This window comes from Rugamonas brunnea (assembly GCF_014042345.1).
GTDB lineage: Bacteria > Pseudomonadota > Gammaproteobacteria > Burkholderiales > Burkholderiaceae_D > Rugamonas > Rugamonas brunnea.
The window spans coordinates 49,831-70,886 of the sequence record NZ_JACEZT010000016.1; the positions used below are offsets into that span (position 1 = coordinate 49,831).

Sequence of the window (21,056 nt, forward strand, 5' to 3'; positions counted from 1 at the left end):
TTTCGCCCGGAAAATCGGTACTGTTTCCCATCGGAACCCAATGAAGGGGCTGAGATGGATAGTGGACGGCGCAACGCAATAGGAATTCTCGGCGGACTGGCTTTGTCTGGTTTAGGCGGGTGCTGCATCCCGCCACAACTACGACGGGATGACATTGAAGCCCACAATGGTCCTGTGCGCCCTTTATTGATAACGAGCGGGCTCACGCGCGGCATGGAAGTGTTGCCCGTTCGTGCTATCGACGTCCATGCTCACTTCTTTAACGCTTCCGATATTGATGCCGCCGGCTACCTAGCCCATTCCGTCGGTCACTCCACTCCAGAACTGCAGGGTTTCATCATCGCCATGGAACCAGTGGTGCGGGCCGTCACCGAAATTGCCAGCAGCGCAAAAGATGAATATGAGCTGCTCAGAGACGCGAACACGCGAACGGATGGCCGAGGCACGAAGTCGCTAGAAGATAGGGCGATGGAACAACGGCAGCGGATCGAGAAGCGTCTGCGGGAGGAAATCGTTAGTCGTGGCGTAGATATCGAATATGACAAGGCACAGGTATCGCTTGAGAGAAAATGGGGCGCACGCTTCATACCCCGCCGCTTCAACAGTACAACCGTGCACAAAATCCTAGACGAGATGCATTCGCCGGGCGCCCGTGGTCGCATGGACCAGCTGCGCGGCGTTTCAGGAAGCACACCGGACGGAATCATCCGCTTTGTAGCGTGCATGCTGCAGGATCGCTGGATGAACTTGGACCTGTATCGGCGTACTTGGGAACCGATGGGTATCGCCGCAGCGTTTGGCGCCATGGTCAACTTTGATTATAGGTATTGTGCCTCTCGCTCGACCCCGCACGATCAGATGCTCTTGATGGCGCTGATCTCTAAAATGTCAGGCGGGTACATGCTGCCGCTGATAGCCTACAACCCGATGACTGACTTAAATGAATCCGGTGCATCGCTAGCGCTGGTTCAGGAGGCAGTGAATCACCACGGCTTCATCGGCGTAAAGATTTATCCTCCAATGGGGTTTAAGCCATATGGGAATGGAGTGGAACTAGACCGGCTGTTGCTCAAAATGTTCAAGTGGTGTGCAGAGCAAAGGGTGCCTGTGATGGCCCACGCAAACCGCAGTATGGGATACGACAACGAAGCCGACAATGCAAGCAGTCCTACAGGATGGCAAACACTCGCGGATGCCATGGCACCAAGCCTACCCATGCGAGTAAATCTCGGCCATCTTGGCGGTGATGGCAGCGAAGGAGATCCGACGTCTTGGACCCGTGATTTTGCACAGCTAATGAGCCAGCCCAAGGGTACAAATACTTATGGAGATCTAGGCTACTGGACCGGTCTACGTGCATGTATAGATGCTACCTGCGAGCCTCTTGAACGCATAAAGGACGCGCTGAATGTATTCCCGGATTTCGGACGACACGTAATGTATGGCTCGGACTGGTTCATGATGATAAAAGAGGATGGTTGGCAAGACTATCCGACAGAACTTGCGCGCGCCCTCGCTTTTTCAAACCTTGATCGACAGGCTGTTTTTCGGACAAATGCCATTGAATGCTTTGGACTGAATGACAAGACACGCCTTAACAACTTGATCGAGCACCTTGGTAAGCCACCTTCCTGGCTCACTTAAATTAGGGATTGCGATGAGCGCTAACGCAGTACACCTAAAAAAATGACCTAGAAACTCATCGTCAGCGACAAATAGTACAGCTTAGATAACGTAGGAAGTATAGGCGTGTACTCGGGAAGGATTCGGCGCGCGAACTGAAGAAATTGATACCGAAAGAAATATGATGGAACGGACACTCATCGTAGACATCGATAAAGCGACTTGGCCAGGCCCAGGTATCCGCCCGTTATTCCCAAGATCGTTCGCCGGTGGTCGCAGTGCCTATGACTTAAACATTCCGGCCATGCTTATGATGATCGGTTACTTAACGACCCCCACTTCGTCAACAGGGGTCTCACTTAGTGAGTTTTGGGCGTGGGTGAGATATCTCGCTGCCATCTCAGAAGACGAGAGTTTGAGTCTGACTAATAGCTTCGCAGAACTCGACGCGCACCAGAAAACCATTCTGAGCGACGACTTCGGAATGGGTGTTCCCATGCTTTGGCTAAGCGAGCACCTTTCGCTGGAACAGATTGTTGATGGCCGATATTTCATGCAATGGGTTGCAGCGTCTGTTGGCGCCGCCCAGCGGCGAACTGCTAAGCGCGGGCCAAACAAAACGCCCGACTTTGTCGCTCGCGATACTGCGGGAAGGTGGCACGTCATTGAATGCAAAGGTACGCAATCGGGTTCCGAATTCAGCGAGAGGCAGCTCGGCACAAAAGGACCACCACCGACTGGCGGAATCGCTCAAAAGTGCTCTATCAAATTCCCTGCTGGTCACACCGGACAAAGACTTGTGTGCGGACTGAACATCACGGTTCAAGGCGGAACAGGAAGCGTGCTCAAAATTGTTGATCCGGAGCCTGACGAGGCCTTTGAGATTGGCACCAATCATCTTTCCGATGCCAAGGAGGCTGCAGATAGGGGCGTCATGTCTAGGGCGCTACGCATGGCAGGGTTTGAAGTAACCGCAGAAACAATTGCATCGCCTTTCGGACGAAAGCCTGGAGCAACACGTGAGGTATCACGAAAGACTAAACAAATGCTGGACAGTCGCAGTGAGAGATCGAAGCGAGAGCTCCGGGACAATGCTGAACGTCAAGCAGTGTTCGGTAGGCAGTTCCAAGGTAGAACAGTCTCGCTCACGCTTCCTCGCGGGGTCAGGGTAAACGAGCGGCAAGTAAGGAGGGTAATCATCAAGCAGGGCGTCAACCGGGACATACTGGAAGCCCTTGAGCATGGGCCCGTCATTGAAGACTCTGCAGAAGTGCAAAACTCATCTTGGGCGAAACTCATTGGCAGAAGCTTGATCGAGAATGATGGCCTTTCAGCACGGATGCACATCGGCCAGGCCTTTCGCTCCGAACTCATATTGGAGGAGTAAAGAGGGGAACATCCTCGAAAAGCCAGCTACCCGCCAACCCAATTTACAACTTTGCAGGGTGTACAGAACGGTGGCTTCTACCAAATCATTATTCCAGCCTCAAGAAAATCTACTAAATCAAGTTCCTTAACCAAGTTCAAGTTCGAAGCGTATGTCCTTTGCGCCAGCTCACGCCCCGCATAACCGTCTATGCTTTAATACCGATCACAAAGGGGGGCTTTATGAAGAGTGAGCGCCGTACACGACCAGATCGTGCAAAGTCAACGACTGTAGATGCTTGCATCGAGATGGTGCCCACGGCTGGCCTAAAAAAAACTGCCGAATTCCTGCTCGCAGCCGGCGTTCCCTTCAGGGTTATTGGACGCGTGCTGACTGAACCTGAGCAGCGACGCAAACCACATTAGTGAGCTGGACCAATGAGGCGCCTCTGCGCGCGACTTAATTCGGGCAACTCGATGTCGAATTCGCAGAGCCATCCACCACGAAGCAAATGTTCGGGTCTGTCTTCAAATGGTTCCCTGATGCAGAGTCCGCCCAGCTCGAAGCGGTCACCCGCCATCCACTCAAGATGGCAGTCTGCGAGGTGAGGCGTGGAGGGCCGGCGGTCGCCGGATTCATAATCGATCAACTCGGCTAGCGATGCGTGGCGCCCAAGCGATTTGATGAGGTGGTCGCCTACTTTGAGCCTGCCGCCCGTCTTTCCATTGTCTCGGAGCGCGCGGCGCGGCAACTGGATACCCTCCACGTAAGTATGTGTAATTTTGAAGCCAATCGCGAATTTTGGAGGAACCAGGTCGCATACCCATGATTGGCTGACTTCCTTGACGCCGAGACGGTTTTGCAGTTTCTCAATGCCGCTTAGGGCTAGCCTGAAGCCGTCCAGCCAAACCAACTTGGGGGCTACAAGTTCGGCCACCGCTCTGCGCTCTCCAAGTGGCATCAGGCGTGCGACCTTAGATGGGCGCCGCTGCCCTTGGTCAGTGACATCGATAACCAGTAACTCGTATGGCGCTGTGCCTGATTTGATTTGAACTGGTTCCTGAAGAAGGGCACCGCCCTCCCGCCTCCGCGCTACCCATGCACGCATAAATGCACCCGCCATTTTAACTGTATATTTATACAGTATAACACCCAGCAAAACAGAGCTATTATGCAACTTCCAACTTCAAGCATTGTCGAACCATGTGCGTAAACTACCGTCCACCGGACCCCGAATTGCTTGAGGCTGTGATGGGTGTTCTGATTGACCTGCAAGATCAGCCCGCCTGGGACTCCGACGTCTTCAAAGACTTCCAGGCGCCCATTGTGCGCCGCGGCGCCAACGGCCGACGTGAAGGGCTACTTGCCGGCTACGGAATGTATCCTATGAAGCTTCAGCGAAGAGATTTTGAGGCTCAGCAGGCAAAGCTGCCGCCCACTAGCGATCCCAAGAAAATGAGGAAGTTCAAGGGATACGAGACAATGAATGCAAGGGATGACAGCCTAGGAACGCGTGTGACGTACAAAGGGGCTTGGAAGAACAGCCAGCTGTGCTTGGTGCCCGCCACGTCGTTTATTGAGCCGTGCTACGAAACGGGAAAAAACGTATGGATGGAGATAGGACTTGTAGATGAGCCGATGTTCGCCGTTGCGGGGCTATGGCGGGAATGGCCTGGTGAAAATGGTCCGGAGATAGTATTTACGCAGATCACGGTCAACGCGAATGAGCACCCATTGATGAAGCGCATGCACAAACCAGGGGAGGAAAAGAGATCCCTTGTCGTTGTTCCTCGCGAAGAGTGGGATGATTGGCTGGACTGCAAGGATCCCGAGTATGCACGCACGTTTCTGCGACTGTACCCCGCTGAGTTAATGAAGACGTGGCCGAAGCCGAAGGTGGTAAGGTCTACGCTGACTGTTGGCGACAATTTTGAGCTGAAATTCTGAGTGCGCGAAACCCAAATGCCAGTCGCGGAAAGTTTCCATCGAGGAATTAGTCGAAATTATGTGTGGCGTATAATTCCCCTCGAGCAATATTCCCCGATCACCCAAAAGCACCATCGAGCGAGCATCACGTTCTCCCCGCAAATTGGTCTTCTGAAGCACAATTACCGAGGTCCATTCTCTGCCAGTCGGCACCTGCCCCCTTAGTGTGTTTAGCGACTCTGCTCTGCCAGCCCCTTCTTCTCCCAGATCATTGCATCGCGCTTGACGTCAGCCAAATCAAGATCGCCAAGCTAACGTAACAATGTCAGGTGTGTTCCTTAATTTACTTGGAGGCACCATGGCAACGGACGCATACCTGCGAATCGATGGTATCAAGGGCGAGTCAGCCGATTCGGATCATCTGGGCTGGATCGAAATATCCAGCGCCCATTTTGGCGTTGTCCAACCTCGGAGTGCTACTGCTTCAACTGGTGGGGGTCACACTGCCGAACGCTGCGAGCATCGGACAATCTCACTGACAAAACTGGCTGACCTGGCCTCGCCAATCCTCATGCAGACTTGTTCGATGGGGAGGACTATTCCGAAGGCAAAGCTGGAGTTTTTGCGAGCAGACGGCGATGGCCAGCGCGTGAAGTACTACGAGGTCGAGCTGGAGAACGTGATCATCTCCAACATGGACCAGTTACTCGGTGACGGCAACATCCTGCACGACGAGATCGGTTTGAGCTACTCCAGGGTGAAGTGGAAATACACCCAACAGAAGATCGCCGGCGGTACCGGCGGAAACACCGCTGGCGGCTGGTGCCTGGCCAGCAATAAGTGCGTGTAAGGGGAACGGCCATGTCGACCGGCGTCCCAATCCAACCGAAGGAGTCACGCGGCTACTTCATGCTACCCCAGGCGCCCGAAGACGCGGGCTACTACGTCTACGGCACCCTCCATGATGTGCCAGGTACCGGCCAGCTGGCGCAGTACGCGCATCCCAACCTGCTTACAGTGATTTTCCAGATTGAGCGCCAATGGCAGGCCATATGCGACCGGAAATTCGGGATCGGGAACATCAGCATCGACGGCGGGCACGCCTACGACAACCACAAGTCGCACCAGAAGGGCATCGAGATGGACTGCCGACCGGTTCGCACGGACTACCTGACGGGGCAAGCCGCGCGCTGCAGCTACAGGGACAAGGAATACGACCTTGAGGCCACGCTCAAGCTGATTTGCCTGTTTGTCGAGCACCCGAGGATCAAGATCGTGTACTTCAACGACGAGCGGGTGCAGAAGGCGCTGGGTGGGGGGCGCGTTAAGTCCCTCGCCGGCCACAACAACCACTTCCACGCCGAGCTTTGGCCGAGGTACGCATCGTGAACTTGCGCCTGATGCTCATCATTGCGTCCCTAGTCCTGCACGCGCTGGCTCGCGCTGCCGATAAGCCTGAGATCCAGGGCGTTGGGCAGAAGCCGCTAAAGGGCGACTATCTGATATACGGCGGCGAGCTGGGTGACACAGTACCCCCGACGAAGACGGACCGGAAGGTAGCATTCACGTTCAAGGGGCCGCTAGCGAAGGATCTATTTGAGCAGATTGCGCCAGATAGAAAAGATGCCTGTGGGGCCGCTCCCGATCACCGCATCAGAGACAGGGGGGACCTGTCCTGCGTTTGGGACAAGCGTGACGGATACATTTGCTATTTCGGATTAGACGTACCAACCGGTAAAAGCACCTACGGGGCCATTTGCTGACGAGGCGCTCGAAGGAGCCATGTGGAAGCGGAAGCTGTCCTGACTAGCCACTTACCAACGCAGTTCGTACAGGCGGGTCATGGAATTGATAACTAGGTAGCGTCAGCTTGGCTATGCGCTTGCTGCCGCCAGCGATTCTCATCAGTCGCCGCCACCTAATCGTATTGAACGCCGCCACCTGATCTCAACACTCACCACGACGGTGGGCAGTTGGTAGCGAGGTCGATCATGACAGACGGCTTTCCTATGTAACTAGGAACGATCGCAGACGGTCCCTTATAGCCGCTTTCGTAATCGGAGCGTCGTATCGAATGTAAATAATAGTGATTCCACTTTGTTCGCATCGCGTGCGCTTTAGGGCATCACGTTCCAGAACGGCTGCATGCGCCTTCTCGCCGCCGAAAACGGCGACCGGTTCGTAGTGCTGCTGTCCTTGATGTTCGATAGCCAGTTTTAAGCCTGGGATATAGACGTCCAATCTCAACCGGCCCAACCATTCCGGTGATGCCTCTCGGAGCACCAACTGGTCGGGGAAAAGATCGCTCACAACACCATAGATGGTGGCCTCACGCGTCCATCGGCTCAAACCCATGAGGCGCTTCACCTCCTCCCTTGCTGTCCTCGCGTCCGAATTGAGGTCAAACTTCACCTGATCCGCATAGGCTTCATGACCGTCAATGATCGCTGCGCCATAGCGGCGAACCGCATCTTCGGAATTTCCATTGCGCGCCAGGCAGAGGTGACAGATTGCATCTTCGTAGTCAGCGTGGTCAAGCATTTCAATGACGGCGTGCGGCCAAGAATTCGGCGCGAAGCTCGGCGCGCGTGTATTGGCGTCCGCGAGGATGGATGAATGAAACGCCATGGAACATCTGCAGAATTTTCGGTCACCGGTAAGAAGGTGATCGAAGGAGACGGTCCTAAAGCCGCGAATATCTGGACCAGGATGAAAATTTGAAAGCCGTGGTTGCGACAGCTCACCACCGCTCAAAAGCTCCCGCGAAAGTGCCTGAAAGAAGTCACCGGGAAGGCGAAGATGATTGATCCGATACGCATGGTTGATTTGCTTCTTGAGGTGGCGAGTCTTCAAATCGACTGCGCGATTGATTCCACCGCCATAGGAAAGTGGGACAAAGCTTATTCCCTCCGTCCTGATTTGAATATCTTGGAGCAGAACCAAATTTTGGCAAGCAAAATGTACTTCGACATACCAAGTCTCGTAGCCAGATTTAGCAAGGTCTACCAGATTAGCAAAGCGATTTTTGAAATAACCCGCGTGAACACGGACTCTGGGTGCCTTTACCAGCATTTCGCCTAATGCGTCCCGAAATTTCTCGAACAGGTATTCTTCCAAAGCGCGCTCGACGGCGGGCACCGGGGCGACGCCTGGGGTACGCAAGTCATGCGCAAGCGGCCCGACCAAGTCGGAGGCAGACAAAACGATATTCATGGGACTCGGGACGGTTTTCCTTCTTCTACGACGCAGCCGGCAACGTGGTTGCCAGCTCAGACAACTTGCTGAGAAACGAGAAGTTTATAGCTCGTTCGTCTTGCTCGTATACGTAGCGCCAATCGACGAAGGCATTACTTACCGCACTGAGCGCTTCCATGAATTCTGCTTTTTCATGACCCGATCCTACAATGAACCAGTTCCGATCATCTTGCGAAAGAAGCGAAAAAAGAGTCACCAAGCTATGTCCAGCCGTTCCTTTCAGCTTCTTATACTGCGCCCGATTCCCATCAGCCATGATCCTAGCCTTCATGCCAAGCTCAACTGAAAGGGCTGCGCATACAACGGCGGGCACACGCGCACTCTGAAACTTATCACCTACGACTTTTGTTTCAAAGGCCCTTTCTGACGCAACCTGGAATGCAATGGCAGTTGCAAATGCGTGCTCCGCTTCGTCAGCATCAGGGTCTGACGTTCCAGGCCGTACTGAAATTATTCTCATGTCATCCTAGAGCGATGCATTGTAAGTGTCGAAGGCTTTCGACTTCCTGCGCTTGGCCCGAGTTCGCAACAACGAAGATAAAAACGCCAGCGCACCGAATTGAACGATGTGTTGCACTGACCGATTGAAACCGCAGCCGAAGTTAGTCGGTCTCCATAGAGGATAACATCTTGCTCATCTAAAAAAATGCGCGAAATCTCACCAGTCCAAAGTGGCGGCATTGCACGCGATTGGGTGGCGGCGGAGAGTGGGAACGGGTAGCGGCGACTTGTGAGAATGAGTGGCGGCGATGGTGAGAATACTCAGTTTCCGCCCCATGCGCGGCGGCTGCCGCTTTTGATGGTTTTATAGGTAAGCCGGTCGATTTTGGCACCTTGGCCCAAGTACTCGCCCCGGGCACAATGGCCTCTCCCACTAAGTTGCCCACGCTATGAAGACGACTTCAGACTATGTCGAAGAAAGAGTTTCGCTGTACCGATGGCTCACGCGAATTGAGACAGCCCCGCTGACACTGTATGAAGTGCACCAGCTGGACCGGGAAGTGATCGTCCGGGGACTGGCTCGCCTCGATGAGGAGCATGGCGCCTGGATCATGCCGAAAGGAAGACAGTTCCTGTCCCAGTTCGACTGCTAGAAAGCGTTGCAGTTAATCGAACAGCACATGGCCGTTGTCGCAGACCCCGAAGTATTGCAGTGGCTGCTATCCGAGCGCTTTGTGTTGGAACCGACCCGAGCCAATGAACCGTGGGGAGTAACGCCGCGCGGAGGATCCTGGCTGGAAATGCTGGGCCAACTGCCATGCGCTTCCGGCCCAATATTGCAGCGTCCTTTGGTCCAGGAAAAATCCAGACCAGTCCATTAACCGGCGACTCTTACCTTCGCTGCTCACAGTAACTACCGCGTCGAATATCCCGTTACTTGCTGGGTGGCGCGGAGGACGCCTTTTTCGATTTTTCTTCGGCTTCAAATAGTTTTCGATCGGACTCCTGCAGCGCCTTATGGTATTGGTTGATCACGGCCATGCCTTTGTCGTAGTTCTCCTTTGATCCGATCGAGACTGTTTCGTCTGACTTACTGCAACCAACGAGTACGACTGCAAGAATTGCGAGAATGATAGTTTTCATATTGGGCTCCTGTTTGCGGTTGGCATTGAATAGATTCTCTCTTTGGCGGTTGTCACGACGGCCGCTGTATTTCGTCCGTCATGGCTTAGATGGCGTCCATCGTGGGCGATGAAAATCGGCGAACGCAAACTTTCATCGCCGCTGTCGCTCCAGATCTCTCCGAGCTCCTCCATATCCCAGCGTCCAGCCTCGCTTGCCGGCAGCAGCATCGACAACTGGACGATTTTTCTATTTGCGTCCATACGGACCTCATTGCAGAAGTCGACGACGTCAGCTTCACGCCAAAGCAGACAGGTTTCGTGCAGCCAAACTCCGTCCTCCTTGATGGCATGGCAGACGAAAAAATAGGGAATACGCAGCTCCATGCTGACTGCTCGCCACATCTTTGCCCCTTTACCGTGGATCAAGGCGAACGTGGCCACTTCATGGTTATCGATAGTTCTCAGCATGTCTTCATATCACTTGTATTTCTCGGTGGCGTCGCTCAGTCGCTATTGATCCGCCATGGCAAGCTGAAAGCAACAGCGCAGCGACCGTTACGTGGCGATGCGGTTTTACCAAATGTTTCATTTTGACCAATTTCTGTGCTGGTTTTCAGAAATTACCAATATATTGTGAAGACGGAATAATAACCGAAGACGAACATCACTCCCAATATATTGGGAGGTGTTTTGGGAGATCCGGGGATGGCTTTTGGTGTAGTGCTGCGCAGCTTTCGCAAAAAGGCGGGGCTGTCTCAAGAGCAGCTTGCGCTTGAAGCTGGGGTCGAAAGGAACTTCGTGAGTCTGATCGAACGAGGTATCAATCAACCTACAATCAGGATCATTTTCAAGCTTGCTGCGGCTCTCCAGGTCGATCCGTCAGCGATGATGAAGGCAGTAGAGCAGCATCTTGCCCAAGAGTCTCTTCCAACCAAACCTAGCTAGTCAGCTTCGTTCTTAGCGATTTTGCGCGAGTGTGACTTAACCCGGCTTTGCGGAGAGTTGGTGGGTATTTACCTTTCAGCCTTTTCTGAACATCAACACCTAGGCGCGGACACCTATATTTTCACCGCATAAATGGGCCTATCTCTAGCCCCAAAGCGACGGCCTTGACGTCACATACAGCACTTTGATCGGCAGTGTCCTAGGTACATGCACAGATGCGGCACGAGCCCGCGCTGCATCGACGCGTGCCACCAGCAACTGTGCCACAGAGTCAATGACATTAGCGTCGGCTAAGGGGGCGGCACCAAATGAGATCCAAGCTGGCAGATTTCTGAACGCGTGCGCTAAGTACCTCACACGAGCAACGGCCCGATCATATAGATCAGCAGGTTGGTCGGGGTGACGAAAGAGCGGTTCATACAAATATTCCACAATTTCCAACACCACTTTAAGGCGGCTCGCAACCTTAGCTACCCCGGCAATCACATCTTCGACCACAGCGAGTGCATACACTACATTGCACGGCCGGGTACTGAACAGTTCCACCATCTTTGCGATCCCGGATTGAAACGCGTGGTCTCCTTGCTGGAACATATACAGCAAGTCCGCAGCATCGACGGCGACCAGCGTCCGGTTACTTCGAAAGAGGAGCTGCATGGCATATCGGTAAGTCACGGCCGGCAGCAGCCCCTTGCTGGCGGCGTATCCCATTAGCACCTGCGGCCATACCCCTTGGACCCCCAAAGCAGACTCTGCCAGCTGACGCAGATGCAAGTCGACCGAGGCCAATACCGCCTGCTTCTCAGCAGCCAATAACAGCACTTCGTATTCGTCTTCTCCAAGCTGGTCGTTAATAGAGACAACCTCCGGTGGCATATCGCTGACTCCATATGCTGGACATACCGTACAGTACTGATCAATGACGCTCTGTATGCGACTATAGAATGCGAGGCACCTGTCTCCATAATCATCCGGATACTTCACAACCTGCAGTTCGCCATCGACCACGCCGACCCGCCCAAACTTATGGCTATCAGCGGCGTCACTGCGCAACCCATCAAGAATCTGAACAGCTACAGTACTGATGTATATAACAGGAATAGCCGTTAGTGCCGCTTCGCAGCCCAGGGAAACCAAATCTGCTAGCGTTGCCAAGTCAATGACAATTGCAGGCACGTCGCCTTCAAGGAGCTGAAATGCCTTTGCAATCTCTTCCGGACTGCCGGTACACATACGAAGGGGCGCCGCATCTCGAGGCCATCCCTGAACCAGCTCGAGAGTAGATGTATTTAGCAGCTTTGCACATGCTCCCAATGGAACAAGCGCCGTGGCGTAGGTGTCGAAGACCAGCTGCCCTCGATTGCCCCCCGGGCCAATTATCGACTTGATCAGTTCAAGGTCAAGTTCACCGTTGTCTTTAACCACTTTGGCGCTCTGAATAGCAGGCAGCCCTTCCGGTGTTTCATCCTGCAGTCTGCGGAGCGCCTCCAAGAGATGAAGGTAAACGGAGCTTACCCCTACTACCTTGAATAATCTCCGGTGGCCAAATGCACCTTCGATCTCTACCGTTTCATCAACTCCCTTACCTGCTAGTGCCAATCCCAAAGTGCTGTCCGGCGGATAGTATCCGCGGTGCTGCGGGAGGTCAACCATTCCCAAAGGATCAACACTAGCTGTTATCTCCGAGCCATCTTCTGAACTAAGTAACCATGTGCTGCCAGGGCCAGGCTTCTCATCAGGGGCACTCGCAGCCACAAGCTCAGCATGGATCAAAAACTTTTTAACATAGATACCTGCTGCTTCGGCCGATTGCATCGACGCTCGAACCATACGATAAAGCCGCCGTAATCCGTCAATCGGTGCGCCACGCTGAATCTCAAGCGAGGCTACATAGCCGATCTGGTACAACGAGCCCGACAAGCGCTCTGGAACAACGCTTAGTTGCTCATGGAATCGCTTGCTCGCCGAACCATAACGCTCGCACATTAGAGCAAGCGCCCAAGTTCCCGCATGATCAGGTCTACGTCTTAGCTGCTCCTCGGCGATATCAAACAGTAGTGCCCAGTCACCCGCACTCTGTGCAAGCTCAATCGCCGCTTCACGAATGTGATCGTCCTCTACCCATGTGGGCGGAAGATCTTTAAGGACTTGGCGAGCTTCTGCCCGCAAACCAGCTTCAACGTAGCAGCGCAGCCGCCGCCGTTGGATTTCTGAAATACGACCTGGCACGCAATAGCGTTGATAAATTTCTGCCGCCTTAACATACTGCTTCACAAAAAATAAGCAATCTGCGCACAACAGCTGAAGTGTGGGTGAATCATCCTTCGATATCCTCGCTGTCAGGCCATCGAGACGCGCACTCGCATGATCGAGCTCGCCGGCATTGATCAACGTGCGTATATAGATCAGCGCCGCTCGCTTGTGCTTTCCCAACGGGTCATCGAATGCCAAAGCCGCTTGAATCGCAATGTCGCGCGCTCCCGAATGAAGCTGAGCGATAGAACGTAACGCACGGATTGTGCTCGGTTCGACTTCGTCAGATTCAGGCATCGCCTCGGCGCGGTCGATCAGGGCGTCAACGATATCCACTGCGCCGTTTGACGCCGCAGCCTCTGCAACCAACAAAAATGAAACCGGTTGGAGGTCGGGAACATGGGTTCGCGCAACCGCTATAAATTCATCATTGCGATTCAACGCATGCAGAGCGCCAAGCTTGAAGCCAAGCATTTGCGACGGAAGTGGCGTAAGTACTTTCGCCTCTTCGCAAAGCGTAAGCACGTCGTCATAACGATCCAATAGAAGATATGCATAGCACACGTTTGAAACATCAGCTGGCAGTGCCATGACGCTTTGGCTATTCCATAGTCTTGCCGCCCTCGGTTCAAAACATGCAACCGCTTCGGAAATGGCGCTCAGGGCCAGCTCATCAATGGTTCCAAGTGCTTGTTGAGTGGGCGTAGACGTAGCCCATGCTACCGCGACAGCGAGTGCCGCAGAGCGATTAGGCTGACGCGCTCCGGCATGATTCAAAATTTTCCGGCCATGTTTCCAGGCCCTGGCGTAGTCCGATTCACGCTGAGCTGCCGAGCACAAAGCCATAAGCACATCCGGGTCGTCTGCAATTTCCGGAGGAACATCCTCATCTTGGATTGACCGCCCCAATTCGATCAGAGCGAACGCGGTCGCAGCCCACACAGTCGGTGAGGTCGGAAACTTCTTCTTCGCTTCCAGGCCAGCCTGCGCTGCACCGTCCGGATCGTTCTTTAAAAGGAGACCGCGGATACCGGCAGCCGCAATCTTCTCGTCGTTTGGATAAAGACTGAAAGCAGTCAGCAGATCGTCGGCTGCTCCCTCACCCCGGAATAGATGCACTCTGCATATGCTACGCAACAGATGCCAACGCGCTTTTTGATGCTGGTCAAAGGTGCCGAAAGACTTGCCGATCTCAGTTAGTTGCAGCTCTGCATCGCGATACCGCGCCGCCTTTATTTGCTCAGTGATGGCGTCGATCTGTCCAGTAACCAGCTTATCCAAGGAAGACTGCAGGCCGGCGGGTACATCAGCACCGCCCCCAGCGAAAACCGCGTCTCCGAGATGCTTTTCAATACGGCCAAAGCCGTCCGTCACGGTCTGGTTCAGGGAGTCGACCGCCTCAATATTGCGCCGAAGAGCGCTCTCAGGCGCGTGAGGGTTATAGCGTGCGAGCAGTTTGGAATGTCGCTCTATATGGGCTTCAATTTCCTCCCAAAAATCAATCTCGACTGCGAATTTCCCAGCTTTTTCGCGCTGGACCGAAAGCGTTAAGACGGCGCCTACCAGATTAGCGTCGCTTGCGGCGGTGGTAGAGATTATCAACCGTGAGATAGGAACGGTACCCGCATCCGCCTTTCGAATTTCGTCCTCGATGTCCCGCAGCGTCAAGGTTCCGTCGTTATACCGTTTGCACTGGATGCCGATCAGCCCCCGCTCGGTGCGGACGAAAATATCAACTCCGAACTGCTTTTGTCCACGCCGTCCATTTCGTTTAGGGCTGAGGTCGCCATGCACTTCGCCATACACGTGCGCACACATTGCTTCGAACTCAGTTTCGTTCGAAGGTTTCGGAAGTCTGTGTGCGTAGAAGTTACTCAAAGGCGACGTGAAGGCTAAGGGTATGCAATATTATGTCACTAATGGCAACTTTCATTCCAAAATTTTCAAATCGATTGCGACAAAGCGGGACAATACAGTTTCAGCTAATCTCCACTTCAACTAAGTAGGCTGGCACGACCTTTTCTTCTTGCGTCAGATTTGCGTGCATTTTGTAAGCGGTAATGTCAGTTACGTGCGTTTCGCGCACGCGTTTCAATTTTGCACCGCTGGCGAAAACGATCTCTTTCTCGTTACCGTGCTCACCTTCACGGTTGTACACGTAAGCGTTTGTGGCTGGCTGCGCTACGCGGACAACCATTAGGTCCACTCGGCCAGCATCAAAGGCCTTTCCCCGCCACTCAGCATTTCTCAACGCCACCTGAGGACAGAAAGAAGTCGAGAACGGTTTCGAAGTCGTCAAAGTATCATCGGCTCCCCCCCATTCACCTCCGTGAAACAAGAACTGGCCTTGGGCGACTTTGACACCAAGCGTATTGATGGCTGAGTCGACCATTTCCTTGTCGTACTCCGGGTACGAGCATTGATATTCGCTAAGCGGTTGGGGGACATCTTGGGGCATGAGTCCCTGCAGATGTTGAAACGCTGGACTTTCGTCGAGTGCTCTATCGATATGGAATTCAAGTCCGTTATCTTCTCGTACTCGGAGCATGCGATGCGCAGCCTCGTTATGGGTCGCGATGGTCTCTAGGAGCTTGTCCTTCGGCTCGAGCGCTTCAAGGATCGATAAGCCTTGTGTTTTTACGAGCTCCAGTGCTTCCTCAACAGTCGTTTTGCGACGAGACCAAACCTCGTATGGTTTCTCAAACACGTCAATTACATCCACCTTCTCTCCCCCCATGCTCCCGCCTTTAACCTTATCTAGTTATAATATTTTCGACAGCAGTTTAGCTAAGCCAGTAGCAAAGCCCGGGTTAAACACAAACCGCCGCCGTTCATCAATTATTTCGCCAGCCTCACCGATACTCCAGCCTTTTCGTGCCAAAGTCGCTGGATCGATGGCCGCGCTCAAAGCTTTGTGCTCACTATCAGAAAGCTCAATCGCCTTAACATTGGAGTCAGCGGTCACATAGCTTGTGCGTGTATGCATGCCTATCGGACGCATGTCTACAGTCACCACCGTCTGAGACTTAAGCAGGTTCAGTTCTGCTTTGAGCTTATCTCGTTCGGAAAACGCAATTCTGCATAAGCTACGCAAAGCTTGATCTTCAATCTTGGCAAGGAAATCGTACTTATCCTTAAGAGGTTCGACGACCTTATTATTCTTGCGCGTATTCGTGGTTCCATTGTGGGCTTCCCATGCCTTAACCAAATTCGCGTAGTCGACTGACTGGGCGTTGTAGATCGTCCTTGCGCGAAACAAACCTGCGCTTTCAGCTACTTTGGACATGTTCGCCAAGCTAAAATCTCGAGCCCCACTGCTATGCCGCTCGAATTCCTTTTCACATAAGCTATGAAGCCTTCGCAATTTTTCCGCCTTGTCCGCGCGGAGGGATTTATCGAGTAGCCTTTTTAAAACTTCATCTGGGTGATTGTTAAGAGCCGACATTCAGGGCTTTCGTTGTTAGATCAAGTGGTTCAATTTTGCTTGACGTTGTTTGATTACCTGTGTTTGCGAGCGTGGTCAGATCATTCAGATTTATCCCAAGTGTCGTTTGAAGACTCTGGTTCCGATCCATGATCTCTACTACCTTGCGACGCCCTAGCAATCGGTTTTCTGGATTGGCTTGGCGCTCGAGTTCCCTCATGATTGCATTTGCAGATAACAGTTTCTCTTTCTCTGATAACTTGGCTAACACGAAGGGTTTTCCCTCCCTTTCGAATGCCATATCCAACAACTGAGCATACTCAAAAATCGCTGAGCCCGGATCCAGGTCTGGATAGAGCTCGACACCCGCGCAGACCTCAGACAGCACCAGTAACTCAGACTCGGTCTCCTCCACAACGCATTGAACAGCCAAAAGGTCTCCTTGTACAGCGAGCGCTTGAGTTCCTTCGTCAGTATCCGGCAGCGCCTTTATCCTTTCGATCATTCTGTGAACAGCTGAAACATCGAGCGCCAGCTCCTGCATTTTCTGCATAGCCGCCTCGTACAAACGCTCCGCAGTAGCTAATTCCCTCGTCCTAAGGAACGGATGACCGTCGGCTTCAATGCGCGCTTTTTCTATCAAGAGATCATTGCGCGTACGCTCTGCATCGATCGCGGCGGAGCTTGATTTATAAAGATGGAATTGCCGGTTGTTGAAGGTTGCTTGCAACCCAGGTATGTGCGCACGTCCCGCGCACTTCCAACGGCAGCGACAGCAATTTCTAACGCCTCCGGGCGCAGGCCCGTGAAGACCTTGGCCAGGAATGAGTTCCAACGCTCCGTTATGGCAACCCGGGAAGCGTGGATCGCCGTCCACAGGCCCGGCATTGCCACCTGCGAGGCAAAGCCCATCGTGCATCGGTAGCCAACCGAGTGGGTTTCTATCTTCAGGGTTAAGCGGAATAACATCTATCATTTCCTTTGCATTGAAGATGACGTGCTTGCGCATCCTCTCAGCAGACGAAGATTTTAAATCTCGAATGAGAGCTGCATCCTTAGTGGCATCGACCTTTTTCGCAGCGTCGGCAAGAGCGTCTTCGATGCGCTGCAGACCCGGTTTAGTGTAGTAGAGCGTCATAAGAATGCGTGCGTGGCCGACGATTTTCATCATAAGTTCGGGGGCCATTTCCCCATCTAAAATGAGGTGGGTAATCAAACTGACCCGCAGCCCGTGAATAGTAGTTTCCGCACGACCATCACGAACAAGCTCAATTGCACTTCCGTCGGGATTGCGTTTACCTTCGTTGCAGAGAATTTTTTCGTATCCTGCGATCAGAAGTTGCCACGCTTTATCGACAGCACCTGCAGCAACAGGGAACTGAGTTGCTGACTTTGTTTCCGGTGTTCGAAACAGAAAAACCACGTCGGGATAGGTAGAACATACTGCGTCTGATTTTCCTTTCAGCCTCCGTGCTGAAGGTACATCTTTCCAAGGTAATAAGCGCGTTGGTGGATTATATTTCTCCTGCCAGGCGCGTAGTTTCTCAATCCAGTAATAAGGATCATCTTGATAATCCGGTAGGTGAGGCCACGCACACTCCTGTCCTTTTTTATCCCAAGAACGACCTATATCCGCAGTCTTGTTTGTATTGAAGTATAGAACGACAGTTCCCTCGTTAGAAAGCCTGATAGCACCTTGCCTCCTTGGCTTTCTGCGTGAGCCAACAGCGATTGGCGAATCGTTGCTAACCTCGGCGCCATCAACCACTTTGAAAGTATCTCCCTCACCGCTGTCAGTCATCCGTATCTGTCCCATGCGAGCAGTCGTTTGGAGTTTAATCAAACACGCCACCCACCGAACGGGACTCCACATTTCTAGTACTGGTCCTTTGTCGAGCCTCTGCCGTACCCGCCAAACGCAGTCAGGGTCCGCTTTGTCGATTTGACTTTCGTCTACCTGAAACCAGGTACGAGATTCTTTGTCGCCACTGGCGGTGATCTTTCCACTGATCCCTTGCACCCATGTCCAGTCGCGAAAGTCGCGCCCTTGTGCAATGCGGCGCCGCAAATCGTGGATCATCCAATAGGGCATGACCTGCTTGTTGGATTCAGACCCGCGCTGCGGTCTATGGTCACTACGTCGCACGCGGGCTATCGGATTGCGAAACATTGGAAGAGTTGTTACGCCCAGTTCCTCATCCTCGTCAGCAAATTCAGGCTGAATCAACACCCAGTCTAAAAAGTCCGCTAACGCGTTATTCATCGCAGCACCATGGTCCGACTTGGGACAGCTGGCCTCGAAAAAATTCGGAATAAGTTTGCTGTTTTGTCGTAAGAAAAAATCAGCAGGGCGTGGAGAAATCCGGTGTTGCATCAAAAACCGCAGGAACCGATTGATGGTCGTGCATACGACCGCAAAATTGCTCTCGACGAGTTCGTACCATTGGACAGCATAGACGCGCCATTCTTCCAGCTCAGGAAAATCACGCTTAATCTTCAGCAGTTGACGATCATCCTCCATCGACAAGGCGAAACGAGGCTCGACCGTTCCCGCATCAAGCGCTTTTTGGTATGCCTTTCTAATGACAGTATCCGTAGCACCAAATAGGCCGCAGATTTCCTGCAGCGGTACGCCTTGGCTGTGCATCTGCGCCATAGTTAGACGCTGCTCTTCAGTATATCGTTTAGCGCTCGGAGGGATTGGCTCTTCGACCCCTTTCAGCTTGGCGCGGTGTTTCTTAACGATCTTCATGGCGTTGCCTGCATCGATGCCAAGATCTCGAGCAATGGCGTTAACGGTCTCTCCAGACTCGGCCCTTTGCACAAGCTCAAGCTTAATTTCGACCGATAGCGGCACAGGCCTCTTCGTAGGATTTGGCATCAGCTTTGCCACATAGGTTCTGCTGATACCTAAAGCACGAGCAATGGAAGAGTTCGTATGTCCCTCCTTAATTAGCCGAAGTGCTTCATCCTTTACAGCCTCCGGAACGCCGAATGGCAGGGGTTGCGTATATTTACGGACAACCGAATGCGAAATCCCCAAATTCTTTGCGATCTGAGTCTTCTGAACGCCTGCTTGAAAGCTAGCTTCGATCTCTGCCCTAAGCTCAAGCGACAAAGGTTTATTATTTTTATGATTGGTATAATTTGCCATCAAACTACTTCTGTGAGATCACCCCAAGGACACAAGGGAGTAAGGTTTGTGCTTATCTTTTGAGCCGCACGTTCGAGTGCAGAGGTCACCTCACTCAGTTCAGGCTGTGTGTATACCTTCTGGCTCTCCGGCGAGCAATGATGCATTGCATGCTGCAGGATGACTTCTCCTACGCCACCCTGGCGAGCGCGTCGTCCGAACGCGTGGCGAGGACCATGCGCGGTTGTTCCATATCGCTTCCCATATTCGAGACCAATCCGTTCGACCGCCCGTTGAAGATGCTTGCAATATGAAGAAATTGTGTAGATGCCCCCCGGATCTCCTCTGCTCAAATTCACCCATGCAAACGGATGAGATCGCTCAATACGCACCAGCTGTTCGAGGTAACGCTTCCAAATGTCGAGGAATAAAGTCCCATATTTTTCTTTAGGGAACCAGTGGACTTGCATGAACCATCGGTCATCCAAAGCCGGATTCTTCCAACCCGCGTGCTGCTTACCACCAGTGATGTGCCGAGGTCGCAAACCAAACTCAGCGGCTAGATATTCGGACCTGGTTCCGCGTTTTCCGTTAGAGCCCCTCCAATCATTTGGGGCAAACCCATCTGATGGGTGATGAATCGCGACAAACGCCACCGCTGGATCATCCCAATGGGGTTGAACGTCGGATACGTAAAGATGAAACGGCTCACTTACCCGTAGGCCCCCGCCTAGTAGTAAACAAGTGATGGCCATATCACGCCAGTTATAACTACCGGCAACCTTAAAGCCCTTAAAAAGCAGCTCTTCAATGCGGTCTTCTGGGAATGCCGGCGGTTGCGCCATTGGGACTTTAGACTCACGTTCTCGACGGACAACTCGCCCAGGACGAGATGGCATTCCGGACCAAGTGTGCCCTAGGAACGCACTATTACGGCGGTATAAATATGCTTGCTGATCAATCTTCTGATCATATTGATTGCCAGCGTATTGCGGATTAAATTTGAGTGCGCGCGGATTATCACCCTTGCCCAACCATTCAAAAAAATCCGAGAGTAAGGTGATGATGTAATTACTATCCTCAGGCCTCATCCGCTTCCAGTAAAGCCCACCGGGATCGATGCCGGTCAAAGTATCAGCTGTGCCAAGATTAAGGGCATTCGCAAAGTTGCGAAATAAGCGCCAATCTTTTTCGCCTTCAACGGCATTCACTTCCAGATATTCAAGAAACAGCTTCACGGCTCTGACGAGCTTTAAACGCCATGCAAGGCTGCGCCGGACTGTAAGGCAGTAATCGATCAAAGGTAGGATTGGCCCATCCTTCGAGAGAATTATTGGCAATTCCACTGAGGCGCCAGTGTTGTCACTAACGACTTGCCCTCTAACGACAACAAAAGCCACAACGAATGCCCCTGAAAGACAAAAACAGACTACGGTTTTTGCCACCGCGACTGCCTCAGCACCTAGGTGCAATCTCAGAATGCGATAACCCAACCACCTAGGTAGAACCGAACAATTTCATCAATGAGCAACTCGATGACCTTACGGTACATAATTCGGCACGCAT

Annotated in this window: 16 protein-coding genes; 6 read left to right on the forward strand and 10 right to left on the reverse strand. The window is 52.8% G+C overall.

Annotated features, from left to right (window positions below; all coding sequences use genetic code 11):
* The first annotated feature begins 213 nt into the window (after positions 1–213).
* The gene (locus H3H37_RS20575) at positions 214–1,644 is read left to right on the forward strand and encodes an amidohydrolase family protein (RefSeq protein ID WP_182166007.1); all 1,431 of its coding nucleotides are present in this window, start codon (positions 214–216) and stop codon (positions 1,642–1,644) included.
* A gap of 160 nt (positions 1,645–1,804) precedes the next feature.
* Positions 1,805–3,010, forward strand: a complete 1,206-nt coding sequence (locus tag H3H37_RS20580; RefSeq protein ID WP_229218936.1) for a hypothetical protein — start codon at positions 1,805–1,807, stop codon at positions 3,008–3,010.
* 400 nt (positions 3,011–3,410) lie between these two features.
* Here H3H37_RS20580 and H3H37_RS20585 read toward each other — a convergent pair whose 3' ends face one another.
* Positions 3,411–3,926, reverse strand: a complete 516-nt coding sequence (locus H3H37_RS20585) for a hypothetical protein (protein WP_182166009.1) — start codon at positions 3,924–3,926, stop codon at positions 3,411–3,413.
* Between the two features lie 314 nt (positions 3,927–4,240).
* Between H3H37_RS20585 and H3H37_RS20590 the strand changes: the two genes are divergently transcribed.
* The 3 genes from H3H37_RS20590 (at position 4,241) to H3H37_RS20600 (ending at position 6,304) form a co-directional block, all read left to right on the forward strand.
* Positions 4,241–4,936 carry an SOS response-associated peptidase family protein gene (locus H3H37_RS20590; RefSeq protein WP_229218937.1) on the forward strand — a complete coding sequence of 232 codons (696 nt, stop codon included), beginning with the start codon at positions 4,241–4,243 and terminating at the stop codon, positions 4,934–4,936.
* Positions 4,937–5,273: 337 nt separating this feature from the next.
* Positions 5,274–5,765: an Hcp family type VI secretion system effector gene (locus H3H37_RS20595; protein WP_182166013.1), complete on the forward strand. Its 492-nt coding sequence runs from the start codon at positions 5,274–5,276 to the stop codon at positions 5,763–5,765.
* A gap of 11 nt (positions 5,766–5,776) precedes the next feature.
* Positions 5,777–6,304 (forward strand): penicillin-insensitive murein endopeptidase, encoded by a 528-nt coding sequence (locus H3H37_RS20600; RefSeq protein WP_182166015.1) that lies wholly within the window; start codon positions 5,777–5,779, stop codon positions 6,302–6,304.
* 618 nt (positions 6,305–6,922) lie between these two features.
* Here H3H37_RS20600 and H3H37_RS20605 read toward each other — a convergent pair.
* The 4 genes from H3H37_RS20605 to H3H37_RS20620 all read right to left on the reverse strand — a co-directional run bounded on the left by H3H37_RS20605 (position 6,923) and on the right by H3H37_RS20620 (position 10,203).
* The gene (locus H3H37_RS20605; RefSeq protein ID WP_182166017.1) at positions 6,923–8,128 is read right to left on the reverse strand and encodes a hypothetical protein; all 1,206 of its coding nucleotides are present in this window, start codon (positions 8,126–8,128) and stop codon (positions 6,923–6,925) included.
* 25 nt (positions 8,129–8,153) lie between these two features.
* The gene (locus H3H37_RS20610) at positions 8,154–8,630 is read right to left on the reverse strand and encodes a hypothetical protein (protein ID WP_182166019.1); all 477 of its coding nucleotides are present in this window, start codon (positions 8,628–8,630) and stop codon (positions 8,154–8,156) included.
* A 914-nt stretch (positions 8,631–9,544) separates the two neighbouring features.
* A complete protein-coding gene (locus H3H37_RS20615; protein WP_182166021.1) occupies positions 9,545–9,754 on the reverse strand; it encodes a DUF1190 domain-containing protein in 210 nt (69 codons plus the stop codon).
* Positions 9,751–10,203 (reverse strand): hypothetical protein, encoded by a 453-nt coding sequence (locus tag H3H37_RS20620; RefSeq protein ID WP_182166023.1) that lies wholly within the window; start codon positions 10,201–10,203, stop codon positions 9,751–9,753. The genes H3H37_RS20615 and H3H37_RS20620 overlap by 4 nt, the downstream gene beginning before the upstream one ends.
* Before the next feature lie 237 nt (positions 10,204–10,440).
* Here H3H37_RS20620 and H3H37_RS20625 point away from each other — a divergent pair, with 237 nt between their 5' ends.
* Positions 10,441–10,680: a helix-turn-helix domain-containing protein gene (locus H3H37_RS20625; protein ID WP_182166025.1), complete on the forward strand. Its 240-nt coding sequence runs from the start codon at positions 10,441–10,443 to the stop codon at positions 10,678–10,680.
* A 144-nt stretch (positions 10,681–10,824) separates the two neighbouring features.
* Here the strand turns inward: H3H37_RS20625 and H3H37_RS20630 are convergent, their stop codons facing one another.
* The 5 genes from H3H37_RS20630 to gmtY form a co-directional block, all read right to left on the reverse strand.
* Positions 10,825–14,739: a PIN domain-containing protein gene (locus H3H37_RS20630; protein WP_182166026.1), complete on the reverse strand. Its 3,915-nt coding sequence runs from the start codon at positions 14,737–14,739 to the stop codon at positions 10,825–10,827.
* Positions 14,740–14,911: 172 nt separating this feature from the next.
* The gene (locus H3H37_RS20635; RefSeq protein WP_220456515.1) at positions 14,912–15,655 is read right to left on the reverse strand and encodes a hypothetical protein; all 744 of its coding nucleotides are present in this window, start codon (positions 15,653–15,655) and stop codon (positions 14,912–14,914) included.
* 39 nt (positions 15,656–15,694) lie between these two features.
* Complete coding sequence (gmtX, locus tag H3H37_RS20640; RefSeq protein ID WP_182166030.1) at positions 15,695–16,378, reverse strand: gamma-mobile-trio protein GmtX; 684 nt, start codon at positions 16,376–16,378, stop codon at positions 15,695–15,697.
* Complete coding sequence (gmtZ, locus tag H3H37_RS20645; protein WP_182166032.1) at positions 16,365–19,511, reverse strand: gamma-mobile-trio integrase GmtZ; 3,147 nt, start codon at positions 19,509–19,511, stop codon at positions 16,365–16,367. The genes gmtX and gmtZ overlap by 14 nt, the downstream gene beginning before the upstream one ends.
* On the reverse strand, positions 19,511–20,935 hold the full coding sequence (gmtY, locus tag H3H37_RS20650; protein ID WP_311197566.1) for a gamma-mobile-trio recombinase GmtY: 1,425 nt from the start codon (positions 20,933–20,935) through the stop codon (positions 19,511–19,513). The genes gmtZ and gmtY overlap by 1 nt, the downstream gene beginning before the upstream one ends.
* Positions 20,936–21,056 lie beyond the last annotated feature (121 nt).

What these genes read in the sequence shown, in the direction of transcription:
- H3H37_RS20575 (WP_182166007.1), top strand. Translation starts at nt 214, where the DNA reads ATGGAAGTGTTGCCCGTTCGTGCTATCGACGTCCATGCTCACTTCTTT.
- H3H37_RS20580 (WP_229218936.1), top strand. Translation starts at nt 1,805, where the DNA reads ATGATGGAACGGACACTCATCGTAGACATCGATAAAGCGACTTGGCCA.
- H3H37_RS20590 (WP_229218937.1), top strand. Translation starts at nt 4,241, where the DNA reads ATGGGTGTTCTGATTGACCTGCAAGATCAGCCCGCCTGGGACTCCGAC.
- H3H37_RS20595 (WP_182166013.1), top strand. Translation starts at nt 5,274, where the DNA reads ATGGCAACGGACGCATACCTGCGAATCGATGGTATCAAGGGCGAGTCA.
- H3H37_RS20600 (WP_182166015.1), top strand. Translation starts at nt 5,777, where the DNA reads ATGTCGACCGGCGTCCCAATCCAACCGAAGGAGTCACGCGGCTACTTC.
- H3H37_RS20605 (WP_182166017.1), bottom strand. Translation starts at nt 8,128, where the DNA reads ATGAATATCGTTTTGTCTGCCTCCGACTTGGTCGGGCCGCTTGCGCAT.
- H3H37_RS20610 (WP_182166019.1), bottom strand. Translation starts at nt 8,630, where the DNA reads ATGAGAATAATTTCAGTACGGCCTGGAACGTCAGACCCTGATGCTGAC.
- H3H37_RS20615 (WP_182166021.1), bottom strand. Translation starts at nt 9,754, where the DNA reads ATGAAAACTATCATTCTCGCAATTCTTGCAGTCGTACTCGTTGGTTGC.
- H3H37_RS20620 (WP_182166023.1), bottom strand. Translation starts at nt 10,203, where the DNA reads ATGCTGAGAACTATCGATAACCATGAAGTGGCCACGTTCGCCTTGATC.
- H3H37_RS20625 (WP_182166025.1), top strand. Translation starts at nt 10,441, where the DNA reads ATGGCTTTTGGTGTAGTGCTGCGCAGCTTTCGCAAAAAGGCGGGGCTG.
- gmtX (WP_182166030.1), bottom strand. Translation starts at nt 16,378, where the DNA reads ATGTCGGCTCTTAACAATCACCCAGATGAAGTTTTAAAAAGGCTACTC.
- gmtZ (WP_182166032.1), bottom strand. Translation starts at nt 19,511, where the DNA reads ATGGCAAATTATACCAATCATAAAAATAATAAACCTTTGTCGCTTGAG.